Annotated in this window: 13 protein-coding genes; 5 read left to right on the top strand and 8 right to left on the bottom strand. The window is 39.6% G+C overall.

The annotated features are described in order from the left end of the window. Positions 1–344 precede the first annotated feature (344 nt). The 3 genes from L2716_RS03150 (at position 345) to L2716_RS03140 (ending at position 2999) form a co-directional block, all read left to right on the top strand. Positions 345–2375, top strand: a complete 2031-nt coding sequence (locus L2716_RS03150) for a molybdopterin-dependent oxidoreductase (RefSeq protein ID WP_236331696.1) — start codon at positions 345–347, stop codon at positions 2373–2375. A gap of 95 nt (positions 2376–2470) precedes the next feature. Further along, positions 2471–2662, top strand: a complete 192-nt coding sequence (locus L2716_RS03145; protein ID WP_236331694.1) for an alpha/beta-type small acid-soluble spore protein — start codon at positions 2471–2473, stop codon at positions 2660–2662. Positions 2663–2747: 85 nt separating this feature from the next. Next, entirely contained in the window at positions 2748–2999 is a 252-nt protein-coding gene (locus L2716_RS03140; RefSeq protein WP_236331692.1) for an atypical membrane-integrating protein (Mistic protein), read from the top strand. Between the two features lie 120 nt (positions 3000–3119). Here L2716_RS03140 and L2716_RS03135 read toward each other — a convergent pair whose 3' ends face one another. The 3 genes from L2716_RS03135 to L2716_RS03125 are packed head-to-tail and all read right to left on the bottom strand — an operon-like array spanning position 3120 to position 6661. Continuing rightward, positions 3120–4988, bottom strand: a complete 1869-nt coding sequence (locus L2716_RS03135; protein ID WP_236331691.1) for a PTS fructose transporter subunit IIABC — start codon at positions 4986–4988, stop codon at positions 3120–3122. A gap of 12 nt (positions 4989–5000) precedes the next feature. After that, positions 5001–5912, bottom strand: coding sequence for a 1-phosphofructokinase (pfkB, locus tag L2716_RS03130; protein ID WP_236331689.1), 912 nt, complete (start codon positions 5910–5912; stop codon positions 5001–5003). Continuing rightward, entirely contained in the window at positions 5909–6661 is a 753-nt protein-coding gene (locus L2716_RS03125; protein WP_236331687.1) for a DeoR/GlpR family DNA-binding transcription regulator, read from the bottom strand. Before L2716_RS03125 ends, pfkB begins: the two co-directional genes overlap by 4 nt. 478 nt (positions 6662–7139) lie before the next feature. On the opposite strand from L2716_RS03125, the gene L2716_RS03120 reads away from it, so the two are divergent. Both L2716_RS03120 and L2716_RS03115 read left to right on the top strand, forming a co-directional pair. Further along, a complete protein-coding gene (locus L2716_RS03120) occupies positions 7140–7319 on the top strand; it encodes a hypothetical protein (RefSeq protein ID WP_236331686.1) in 180 nt (59 codons plus the stop codon). Positions 7320–7398: 79 nt separating this feature from the next. Continuing rightward, positions 7399–8232, top strand: a complete 834-nt coding sequence (locus L2716_RS03115; RefSeq protein ID WP_236331684.1) for an arylamine N-acetyltransferase — start codon at positions 7399–7401, stop codon at positions 8230–8232. A 61-nt stretch (positions 8233–8293) separates the two neighbouring features. Here the strand turns inward: L2716_RS03115 and L2716_RS03110 are convergent, their stop codons facing one another. The 5 genes from L2716_RS03110 to sdaAA all read right to left on the bottom strand — a co-directional run bounded on the left by L2716_RS03110 (position 8294) and on the right by sdaAA (position 12978). Next, the gene (locus L2716_RS03110) at positions 8294–9748 is read right to left on the bottom strand and encodes an amidase (RefSeq protein WP_236331682.1); all 1455 of its coding nucleotides are present in this window, start codon (positions 9746–9748) and stop codon (positions 8294–8296) included. A 350-nt stretch (positions 9749–10098) separates the two neighbouring features. Further along, positions 10099–11004 (bottom strand): DUF899 family protein, encoded by a 906-nt coding sequence (locus tag L2716_RS03105; RefSeq protein WP_236331680.1) that lies wholly within the window; start codon positions 11002–11004, stop codon positions 10099–10101. 68 nt (positions 11005–11072) lie between these two features. After that, positions 11073–11582, bottom strand: a complete 510-nt coding sequence (locus L2716_RS03100; protein WP_236331678.1) for a nucleoside deaminase — start codon at positions 11580–11582, stop codon at positions 11073–11075. A 180-nt stretch (positions 11583–11762) separates the two neighbouring features. Beyond that, positions 11763–12068: an iron-sulfur cluster biosynthesis family protein gene (locus L2716_RS03095; RefSeq protein WP_236331676.1), complete on the bottom strand. Its 306-nt coding sequence runs from the start codon at positions 12066–12068 to the stop codon at positions 11763–11765. Next, positions 12004–12978: an L-serine ammonia-lyase, iron-sulfur-dependent, subunit alpha gene (gene sdaAA / locus L2716_RS03090; protein WP_236331674.1), complete on the bottom strand. Its 975-nt coding sequence runs from the start codon at positions 12976–12978 to the stop codon at positions 12004–12006. The genes L2716_RS03095 and sdaAA overlap by 65 nt, the downstream gene beginning before the upstream one ends. Positions 12979–12994 lie beyond the last annotated feature (16 nt).

Genomic DNA, 12994 nt, shown 5'->3' with positions numbered 1-12994 from the left:
ACAGTAAGTGGCCCTTTCTATCCGCGGGATGTGCTCAACTCGATTTTGGCGGACAGTAAGAGGGCCTTTCTATCCGCGGGATGTGCTCAATCACGATACGACGGACAGTAAGAGGGCCTTTCTATCCGCGGGATGTACTCAATCACGATACGGCGGACAGTAACAGGTCCTTCAGGTAAAAAAGAGAGTTATTCTTCCAAAAAAGAAAGTAGCTCAGAGTTCTAACTCCGGGCTGATTTTAGTTATTTATTTTTATTTAGCTTCAGGAAAAAGGATTAATTTTTTCCGAAATTAATGTTAATCTTGAACTAAATTAGGTTTACATATTGAAAGGAGCCTTTTCAATGAGTACAAAAACGATTCATCGCTCCGTTTGTCCACTCGATTGTCCAGATACATGCAGTCTACTCGTCGAAAAGGAAAATGGAAAAATCACGAAAGTATCAGGTAATCCTGATCACCCTGTAACGAAAGGCGTCATATGCCATAAGGTTCGAAAAATGCCTGAGAGAACGCACCATCCTGATCGCATCCTTTATCCTCTTAAACGTGTGGGTAAAAAAGGAAACCTATCTTTCGAACGCATCTCATGGGATGAAGCATACAAGGAAATTACAAAACAATTTCAATCAATTATCCAAGATTATTCGACAAATGCAATTTTGCCATATAGCTTCTTTGGGAACATGGGGATTATTAACAGCGAAGGCATGGACCGACGTTTCTTCAATCGTCTAGGCGCGAGAAAGCTTGGTCGTACGATATGTAACACTGCAGGTGCTGAGGGATATAAATTAACGATGGGGAAACCTGTAGGAATCGACCCTGAAGATACTGTTAACTCCAGGTTAATCATCATCTGGGGCTGTAACCTGATTAGTACAAACCTGCATCAAGTGATTTATGCGAATGAGGCTCGTAAGAATGGAGCAAAGATTGTTGTCATAGATGTACATCGGAATAGAACAGCCAAATGGGCAGACCACTTTTACCAGATCAAACCTGGTACAGATGATATTTTATCAAATGGTATCATGCACCTGCTCATCGCGCATCAATGGACAGATTCTACTTTTATAAACCAATACACTACAGGATTTGAGGAACTCTCTAAACGAGTACAAGATTACACACCTGAATACGTATCAGCAAAAACCGGTTTAACCGAATCCGAAATACGAGAATTAGCTGAAATGTACGGAACAATCTCACCTTCTTTCATCAGAATAGGGAATGGATTGCAGCATCAAATCAATGGCGCATCTATTACTAGGTCTATTTCAAGTCTTCCAGCACTTACTGGACAATGGGGTAAAATAGGCGGTGGCGCATTAAAAGGAAACGCAGGATATGCGGAATGGAACACAACTAAACTACAACGACCAGAGTTGCATAACGTTCCAAATGTCTCGACGACCAATATGAATCAAATCGGAAGAGCTCTACTTAATAATGATGATCCGATCAAAGCACTATTTATCTATAATAGTAATCCTGCACAGGTGGCACCGAATCAAAATCTAGTTCGCAAAGGATTAATGCGTGAAGACCTTTTTACAGTCGTACATGATCTATTTCTTACAGACTCTTGTCGTTATGCTGACATTGTCCTACCTGCTACTAGTCATTTTGAAAACCTAGATTTATATAAATCCTACTGGCATCTTTACGTACAATTAAATGAGCCAACCCTCGCTCCTATTGGTGAATGCAAGTCCAACTTCACACTATTTAAAGAGTTAGCGGCATACATGGGGTTCAGTGAAGATTGTTTTCAAGATACAGAAGTAGATTTAATCAAGGATGCGTTAGACAATCCCGAAAGTCCATATCTAAATGGGTTAACATTTGAGGATTTAAAGAATCAAGGATGGGTGAAACTTAAATTAGAACCCGAAAATACATTTCCTAATAAAATTCCATCACCATCAGGAAAAATAGAATTAACTTTTGCTGCTAACCAGTTAGGTCGAGAGAAGAATCTACCATATGAGACAAAAGAGAGTGTTTATCCTCTTCAACTTATTTCAGGACCAAACCATCAATTCTTAAATTCGACATTTTCTAATCAAACGAGTTTACAGGCTTTAGAACGAGCAGTCGTTTATATTCACCCCATCAACGCTGAAAAGAAAAGGATTAAAACGGGTGACTTAGTTGAACTATATAATGATTTAGGTCGTGTAAAAATAAAAGCAGCCGTTACAGATGATGTGAAAGAAAACCTCCTTATTACACAGGGGCTGTGGTGGGACGACCATGATAATAACCAATATTCTATCAATCATCTTACACCTGATGGACTATCGGATTTAGGTGGAGGCGCAACATTTTTCAACTGTTTTGTTGATGTCAAACGATTCGAAGATCAATAATTTTCGTCGTTATGAATAATTTCTGTCTTCTGTAAAATACTTAGTTTAAGAGGGAAATCTCCCTTTAATAAGATGTATTAAAGGAGGCAATCTACATGGCACAACAAAAAAATCAAATGGTAGTTCCAAATGCAAGTGCTGCGATCGATCAAATGAAATATGAAATTTGCTCTGAGCTTGGCGTTCAACTTGGTCCAGATACTACATCACGTGCAAACGGTTCAGTCGGTGGAGAAATCACTAAACGTCTTGTTCAAATGGCTCAACAACAAATGGGCGGAAGATAAGTAAGTATACCCGGGAAGATGGAGGTTGACCTGTAGTCAGATGGTCAGCCTCTTTTTCATAGTTTCATTTTGGAGGTGTCTAGACTTGAAGGCTGATAAACGAGAATATAATGAATTGAGTCGGGCAATCGATCGTGTATCTGAAGGACTTGATTCAGTTATTGAGCTTTATAATGAACTGGAAGAGGATAAACCAATTATTAAGTTAGATGACCAAGTTCTCACTCAATTGGAAGAAGCGAAAGAAAAATACGGAGAAGAATTCATTGATAAGAAGCTCAATAGCTTAGTGAAAGAAGCTCTCTCCTGGTTGGAGCTCCCTACTGAAGAAGAATAGTATATGTCATTTTTTGCAACGGATTACCCAGGAAATATATAGAGATTTTGTCGAATATTCTCTATAAAAATAATAAAGTGCCAGCCTCCTGTAAAAATGATACCGAAGACTGGCCGATCATTATATTGTTACTTTGGACTTTTTTAACACGCCTGTTAAGACTGCGGTTAGGAGAGCACCTGCAATAATGGCAAGCAGATACAAGAATGGCTGCTTAACTGTCATGATAACGAAAAGCCCTCCATGAGGCGCCGGTGTAGCATTTCCAAATAACATCGACAATCCACCAGTTAAAGAAGCGCCTGCTACGCAAGCTGAAATGACACGAATTGGGTCTGCTGCGGCAAAAGGGATTGCTCCTTCTGTTATGAACGATGCCCCTAGCACATATGCCGTTTTACCCGCTTCTCTCTCTTGCTTGTTGAAGCGATTTTTAAACAGTGTCGTCGCGATTGCAAGCCCTAAAGGAGGAACCATCCCAGCAGCCATAATCGCTGCCATTGGCTCATAGTTTCCCGCTTCGACTAAAGCTAGTCCAAATGTATAAGCCGCTTTGTTTACTGGACCACCCATATCAACTGCCATCATACCACCAATAATGAGACCGAGTAGCATCGCATTCCCAGATCCAAGGTTACTCAATATATCCTTTAACCAATCATTGAAACCTCCCACTGGACCTACAATTAATGACATAAGTACACCTGTAATTAATATGCCGAACAGCGGATAAATCAGTACTTGCTTTAATCCGTCTATAGACTGAGGCAGCTTACGAAAACCTTTTTTCAATGCTAAGACAATATAACCTGCTAAGAAGCCAGAAATGAGTCCTCCAAGAAAACCAGCTTCACCATTTGCCGCCATTAATCCACCAACTAATCCTGGAGCCAGCCCTGGTCGATCGGCGATACTATAGGCGATAAATCCCGAAAGAATCGGGACGAGTAGGAAGAAGGCGTTACTGCCTCCAATCGTCATGAACAGCTCGGCAATAGGATGCTTTCCGTCAATATCAATTAAGAAAGAAAGCGCAATCAAAATGCCCCCGCCTACTACAAGTGGTAGCATATGGGATACACCGTTCATCAAATGTTTATAAAAGCCTAAAGTACCGCCCTGTTGTTGTTCATATTGTTCTGAAGAAGTGTTACCTTCATAAATCGGTGCTTCTCCTCTTGCCGCTTTATTCAACAGCTGTTCAGGGTTACGGATACCATCGGTTACAGGAACCTCAAGTAAGGGTTTACCGACAAACGATTCAAGATCAACTTTTGTACTTGCTGCTACGATTACACCTTCAGCTCGTTCGATATCTTCTTTCGTTAATTGATTCTTTACACCCCCTGATCCGTTTGTTTGAACTTTGATATCGTAACCCAATTCCTCTGCTTTTGCTTTCAGACTATCAGCTGCCATGAAAGTATGTGCGATCCCTGTCGGACATGCCGTTACAGCTACAATCTTCTTCCTCTCGGCTGTTTGCTTGATCTGCTCTTTTTCCTTTCCAGCATCCGCTTCTAAATCACCTTCCTCTTGCTCCTTTGATATAAAAGCTTCCAAGACTTCATCTTCAGTTTCACAGTTCAATAACTTCTCTTTAAATTTTGGATCCATTAAATAGGTGGACAGGCGAGATAATGCATCTAAGTGCTCATTGTTCGCTCCTTCCGGAACTGCAATCATGAAAAACAAATGACTTGGCTGACCATCCAATGCTTCATAATCCACGCCTGAGAGTGAACGACCAAACACGATTGTCGGTTCTTTTACACTGCTGTTTTTCGCATGAGGTATTGCAATCCCATCACCTATACCCGTCGTGCTTTGGCTTTCACGTTCATGAATTGCCTCTTTAAAGATATTTACATCACTAACTTTTCCAGACTTGTCTAATGTATTTGTAAGTTCATCAATAACATGATCTTTTATGTTCGACTTTAAATGCAGAATAATGGTGTCTTTCGTCAATAGATCAGAGATATTCATCCTTATTCCCCCTTAATGGACTTCGCGTATATTGATCGACTGTAATAATTGTTCCACCTGATCCTTCGTACAAAAATCTATGGAGAATGCAGAAGCACTTCCTGCTGCAACACCATATTGAAAGGACTCCAATACATTTCCGGTTTTTATATATTTATAGATAAAGCCTGCTACCACTGAATCACCAGCCCCTACAGAATTGACGACGTTTCCTTCAGGAACGGTACAAGCATAGCTCCCCGTGTTATTAACAAATAGTGCACCCTGTCCCGCCATTGAAACGAGGACATTTTTTGCCCCTGCATCTATTAATTTTCCAGCGTATTTTGCGGCTTCCTCAACAGTTTTAATTTCAATATTAAACAACTCACCAAGTTCGTGATGATTAGGTTTGATTAGAAATGGTTTTGCCATGATTGCCTGACTTAATGGGACACCTTTCGTATCCACAATAACCTTCGTCTGTGCTGGCAACTGTTCTATTAAATCTCTATATAATGATGGCTCTAATGATTGTGGTAAACTCCCAGCAAAAACGACAATGTCTTCTTCAGATACAGAATTGAGTACTGTTTTCAAATCATTGAGGTCATCACTTGTAATAAGAGGTGAAGGTCCATTGATTTCCGTCTCTTCACTTGATCTGACCTTTACATTAATTCGGGTGTCACCCTTTAATTCGATGAATTCCGTTTCTATTTCTTCATTTTCCAGTGCATTCTTTATAAAATCACCCGTATATCCTCCCACAAACCCTAGTGAACGTGAGCTATGCCCAAGTCTTTTCAATACGCGTGAGACATTAATCCCCTTTCCTCCAGGGAACGAATGGCTTTCCTCCGATCGATTGACTTTACCTAAATCGAGTTCATCAAGGCTAACGATATAATCCAAGGATGGGTTGATTGTCACTGTATATATCATTTACTCACCACTTTTACGGTTGTCATTCTACTTAGATCGTCTATAATCGATTCTTCTTTTAAATTAGTAAGTATAGAAGCTTGGTTAATGTCTGCTACTTTTGAAAAAGAAACTTCCTGGAACTTTGATTCATCACTTAAAACATAGGATTCTTTTGATAACTCAAGTCCTAACCGCTTAATCCTCGCTTCTTCCGGATCAGGTGTCGTATAACCATGTTTAGTATGAATGCCGTTCATGCCTAGGAAGCACTTGTCAAAACGAAAGCTTTGTAAGCTATCTTCAGCCTGTACACCTATTAGTGCACCAGTCTTCCCTTTAACTCTTCCTCCAATTAAATGCACTTCTATTTCTAGTCTAATAAGCATTTCAACAAATAAATAAGCGTTTGTAACAACGACTACCTTCTTATTTTGTAAATGCGGAAGAATATGCTTTGTTGTGGTACCAGCATCTATGAAGAGACAGTCTCCTTCATTGACGAGGTCTGCTGCCGCTCTTCCAATTTGCTCTTTAGCTGATGCATTGAGTTCTTGCTTTTCTTCAAGCATAGGTTCATAAAGGTGGTTTTGGATGAGTGCAGCACCACCGTGTATACGTTTTAGTAGATTATCTTTTTCCAATTGCTCTAAATCTCTACGAATAGTTGATATTGAAGCAGATGTAACGTCAACTAGTTCATGTATGGATGCTGTCTTTTGTTTTTTTAATACGTTTAGTATGATTTGATGTCGGTTTGTTGTAAGCACTTTCACACCACCTTTGTTCTCTACAATAAATCAAAATAAATCATTAATCAATCATTTATGTTCATTTTCGTTCACTAAACACCAAAACTTATTCAAAAAAATACAGCCCATCATGAGGCTGTAACATCTATTCTATCCCGCTTTCTTTCGTTTCCATGTAGTATTCACATTCTGGACATGTTTTCTTCGGTTCAAGTTCAATCGAATATTCAATTCGTTCGCATTCTTCACAAACGTATTCAAACATGTCATCGCCCCACTAGTCATTATTATTTACTTTTATTATAGCTGATGAAATCTTATTTTGGATAAATTTTCATCCTCTTCCTTTAACAAACAATGATTATATTGATGCAATCTATTTCTAAATCCATAGACAATGGAGGATTAAAACCGTTATTCTAGAAGTAATGGATTATATCGATTACGGATAGAGATCTGAATAGAGGATTTGTCAGTAACTTTTCTAACAAGGAAATTGCTTGTTAGAGCTACCTTTGTTCAGAAAATTAAAGATAGCAGACAGATTATCGCGTATACTGGAGAAGTGATTGCTAATCATGAGCCTACGCTAACAGCTGTCGAAAGTGGCAACGATGGTTTTTCAGTTAAATCTTTCTATGAACTCTCTCAAAAAGAGTCAAAGGTAACGGCATAGTGAGGAAACTGTTGAGCCAATCAACAGTTTTTTTTAATACGATATGGATCATCATGAATGAATACATAAGGAGGTTGTCGTGAAGACAATACAACACCCACTTCCCAATGAAGTCATTGAACGTTATTTAGCAATACTACGAACACCACTTCAGAATATTGACCTATCATTTCTGAAAATCTTGATCCGGGCACATTTACATACGATTCCTTATGAAAATTTCAGCAAATTTCACTACGTACAGCAATTTCCCATCCGGAAATTCTATTTACCTAGCACACAAGAGTTTCTAAGCCGTTTTGAAGACCAAGGATGGGGAGGAACGTGCTATCCGTTAAACATTCATTTTTCAAGATTACTGCAATCTCTTGGGTACGATTGCGCTCTTGTGCGTGTTCGTAAAGGTCATATCGCCATCCAAGTAAATTTCTCTAACCGATTGTATTATGTAGATGTTGGATATGGATGTCCTTTATTTCAACCGATCCAACTCCCCTTAGAAGGCATGATGAAGTTTAGGAAAATGGGAGAAGAAGTCTACATTCGTAAACGCTCTGATTGGACTTATGAAATTGATCGCCATGCGGAAGGTCGGTCATTTGTCCAAAAGGAGATTGATTGGAAAGCGATACCTTTATCACACTTTATAGAAGACATACGCCAATCCTATTTAGATACTGCAGAAAATAAGGTGATGCGCCGCCTCAGTGCAACCATCTTCAAACCTAGGTATTGTTATTATTTAAACAACGACACGATCACACGAAAAAACGAAAATACGAAAGAAGTATTAAGGTTTAAGAATCGTGATGAATGGGCTAGTAAGGTCTATCAAATTTTTGGTATTGACGAAGTGGTGGCACTCAATGCTGTTCATTTCTTAGAAAAGCGTAACTTGAATCTTTTTGAATGACATGTTGTTAAACAACATAAAAAGCTGGCAGGCGAAATCCGACCTGCCAGCTTTTTTGCGATTAAGCTAAATGAGCTGTTGCACCTTCTTGTTTCTGCTTCTGATCATATTTATCACATCGAACAAATCCTCGATAACGTTGTTCGAGTATTTCTCCAAACTGAAATAACGCCTCTTCATTTCCCAAACGACTCATAATTTGAACCGCAATTGGTAATCCTTTCGCACTCTCGCCAACAGGAATTGTTAATGAGGGAAGACCCCAAACATTACCATATGCAATATAAGGCATATACCTTAAGAAGGTTTTCTGAATTGAAAATAGTTCTTTATATAGTTCACCGTGAGTGGTGGCAGGCGAGTGGTACACAGGCATGACGATTATTCTTCTATCCAAATACGTTCGAAGCCGTTCATCTCCTGCTTTAAGAATACCTCTGATTTTATCCAATCTGCGCTTAGATGGCTGGAACAATCTCATGCCAATCATTGCCCATGATAAATAATCATGTACATCTGATTTCGATACTTTAGAACGAACATACTCTATATACGGGCTCAGTTGCTTTTCATTCACAAGAAGGTGCTTCCTTAATGCCTTCCCACCATCCAATGACATGAGTTGCTGCCAAATCAGTGTTGATTCACTGAACAGAGGTGGTTCATCAACAAGCATGGAGAATTCATCTTCAAAATCTTCTTTTATTGTCCGAATGAGCCTGCCCGTTTCTACGCCTAACGGACAATTGTAAAACTGAGGAACGACCATCTCAAATGAAGATAAATCATCTATGGTGGAAGATTTTTCTGAGAGAATCCGATTGATTAACCGTGCATCTCGGACACTTTTTCCCATTGCACCGATACCAAGCATTCGTTGCTGCTCCTCGTACTCGATGTATGGAAAATTACCTTTTTGAGAGATTTGATTCATACCTGACTTAAAACCAATTACTCCATTAAAGTGACTTGGAAAACGAATGGAGCCGCCGATGTCAGCTCCAATCCCAACAGCCGCACCTCCAACGCTCATAAGTGCTCCTTCACCACCACTCGAACCACCTGAGCTACACGTAGGATCCCAAGGGTTATTCGTTGCTCCATAGACCGGGTTAACAGTCTCTTGGTAGAAACATAGAGAAGGTGTATTCGATTTACCGAGTATGATAGCCCCTTCATCTTTTAATCTTTGTACGACTTCTGCATCTTCTTCAATAACTTGATCCTTACGATGTAATAACCCGCCTGTGGTTTTCATACCATCGACATGAAAACACTCCTTCACACTTATGGGCACACCGAACAGCAGACCTTTTGATTGTCCTTCTTTAAGCTTGCGATCTGCTTCTATCGCTTCTTTTCTTGCGGTGTCAAACCGGTCCTCAACTAAGCAATTAATTGATGGGTTAATCGCTTCAAGATGTTTGATATACGTCTCAACAGCCTGTTGTGAAGATAGTTTTCCATCTCTAATTCTACCTGCGATTTCAGAAGCATCCATATCCAAAATTGACATAGAAACCCCACCTTTTCTGCCCCAAACGGCATTTTTTGCAAGAACAAACTACCCTTTATGGATATATACGAGAAACGACTGAAACATTCCTCTATTGGGGGGAATTTTGTTTAGAAAAGTACTTTCACAAGTGGAAAGGGCTACTTCTATCTTTTCAGACGCGTATTTTAAGTTCACAACCTCACCACATCGTCTCATAATCTGCTCATTTCACCTTGTAATCTGCCCAATTCACCTTGTAATCCGCCCATTTTAGTAAAATAGCACTAATTCTCCACCTAAAAACTGCACCCGAAATATTAGTGGATAACTAACATTTGGGTGCAGTTCATTTCAGGACTGCTATAGAATTATTGGTTACTACTTTCAAAGAGATGGAATCGCATGCCGTAAGGATCTACCATCATTATACTTCGTTCGCTATACTCTTTTGTGATTTCGCATCCTTCTTTAAGCAACTTAGCTTTTATTCGATCGAATGCATCCGTCGAAAATTCGAAAAAGGTATGATTTTCATCAGATTGTTCAATGAAAAAATTCACCCCATTAAAGGAGAGCTTCGTTTCATGATCATACGTCTTCTCATGTTTCATACCAATTGTTTTCTCGTAAAACTCTATTGCTTTTGGATAATCCTTCACTTGAACTGCTATATTATTCGTCAGTTGGAGAGGCGTCTCTTTATTTATTTTTCTAGTCGGTTTGTAGTCCGACACTCCATTCGGTAATAAATCAAATAAGTGCCATACCGAGCAAAAGTCGTCACCGGGACCTAGCGGGGTATTCGCATAATGATAGATCTTTCCATTCTCATCCTTCCGAAAGGTAGACACTCCGGGATGATAGGATCCATCTTTCGCATAACCCATATCTTCCTTAAAAGTCGTGCCTTTCGTTGAGACCATCGGGAAATTCCATCCTCGTTCAGCTGCTATATCCTCTTGTACACGAGGATCATCCGGTGTACTTACAACAAATGCTGCTCTTTGTATCAGATGATGATACACTCCATTAAATCCATCAGCCCATAATGTACAGTAATTACAACCAACACCCATGTTGTGCACGACGATCAATTCTTTTTTATCCAAAAACAACTCAGAAAGTGAAATGTCCTCTCCGTAGCTATCTAGAAATTGATAATTATCTACTTCTTGTTCAGGGACCTCTTTACGAAGTTCAGCTAATTGCTGCTTCTTTTTCATCAGTTCCATACCTAACTGGTTAATTTCATCTAATAACGATTGGACTGCCATTGTACACAAACCTCCTAATAATTTTTTAAGAGCTGTATACATGTTTCTTCATGCGTTTAGAGAGTCCTTTATCTGACTTTGTCGATTTCTGGCCACCGATCATTTTTACCACGTAATTGATCCCATCTTACCATCCGATCACGCTGGATGTTCGCTAAATCATTAAAGGGCATTGCTGTTGTAGTAATCATTTCAAATCGCTGTTCATATTTATGATGCTTGCTCAATTGACGAAAACCTCCAAATAAGTCGTCATTCAATGCCCATACGACTCTAGCAATATTCGAGAGATAGATTGCTCCTGAACACATCACACATGGTTCTACTGTTGTATAAAGCGTATAGTCTCGAGCTTTACCTTTCTTAATAAGGGGTTCTCCACATTTCCGAATCACGTCTATTTCAGCATGAGCTGTCGCATCTAAATCACTATATACTCGATTTCTACCTTTTTGTATTAATTTCCCATTCGGACCAACAATCACTGCACCGATTGGAATACCACCTTGCCGCTCCGATTTTTCACCTTCCTCAAGTGCCAGTTGTAGAAAATATCGATCCTCTACTTTATTATCCATTGCTCTTCTCACTCCCACGTTTAATTAAGTAATTATTTGTAGCATATTTCACAAAAATAACAAAAGGATATTTACAATAGACATTAAAGATACCTAAGAATAAAACAAAAATAAGCCTAAGTAGAGGCAATCATTCTACTTAGGCTTATTTTACTATATGAACATTTGAGACACTACTACTTACGCTAAGTGGCATTCAAGGCCCATTGGACCCCATTCGGATTCGAAGAGAAATCCTGTTTCTTTATCATAATCCAAGGTTAATTCATCATCTAAGTTTCTCTTTGTGAAGAGATCCACGTGAAAGTTCATTCCGTCAGCATGCAACACTATATCGCCTTTCCGGGTATCATCTTCAATTAATTTGAACTTCATCATCGTGCCGCATCCACCTTGCATTTCTGCATCAATGCGAAGGATTTTATTTTCTTCCAGCTTCAATTGGTTCAACTGATGAATCGCTTTGTCCGTGATTGTTAGATGCATGATCCTTTCCTCCTCCAAGCTGATTCACAAGACCCGTTTTTGAGAACAAACGCTCTTTGACCTTCTGACCTGTCGGCGTAATCGCTAGTCCTCCAAGTGCGGTCTCTTTTAGAGCGCGTGGCATATTCTTACCAATATCATACATCGTATCAATCACTTCGTCACATGGTATGCGACTTTCAATTCCAGCTAGACCCATGTCTGCAGATGAAAATGCAATTGAAGTACCTATAACGTTTCGTTTAATACATGGTACTTCTACTAGTCCAGCGACTGGATCACAAACGAGCCCGAGAAGGGATTTCATCGCCATCGCTGTTGCATGGACCGCTTCTCTTGGAGACCCGCCTTTTAACTCAACAATGGTGCCAGCAGCCATTGCAGTTGCTGAGCCGACTTCAGCTTGGCATCCACCAGCAGCTCCTGAAATGAATGAACGATTGGCGATAATATAGCCAAGCATACTAGCTGTAAACAATCCCATCACAAGATCGTCGTTTTCTAAATTTGTATTTTTCTTAAGTGAAAATAATACACCTGGTAAAATTCCTGCAGCTCCAGCTGTTGGCGTTGCAACAATGACACCCATTCTTGCATTACCTTCTGAAGTTGCCATTGAACAAGCCATCGCATCACTAATAATTGAACCAGATAATACATCTCCTGCTTCAATATAAGCTTTCATTTTTACAGCGTCTCCACCAGAAATTCCACTTGGTGCAGTGGAAGAATCCGTTAGTCCTTGATCCACTGCATTTTGCATTTTCAGTAAACGCTCTTTCATCATCTCGAAAATTTGCTCTTTCGTCCGTCCTGACTTCTCTTGTTCCTGATCAATCATCGCTTCAGCAATTGTTTTGTTTTCACGCTCACAATATTCGAGTAAATCTACGGTAGATTGAATATCCATACTGCTCACCTCCACA

The organism is Pseudalkalibacillus berkeleyi (assembly GCF_021608225.1).
GTDB lineage: Bacteria > Bacillota > Bacilli > Bacillales > Fictibacillaceae > Pseudalkalibacillus > Pseudalkalibacillus berkeleyi.
Note: the sequence above shows the minus strand (reverse complement) of the source record. Positions and strands in the feature narration are given on the sequence as shown.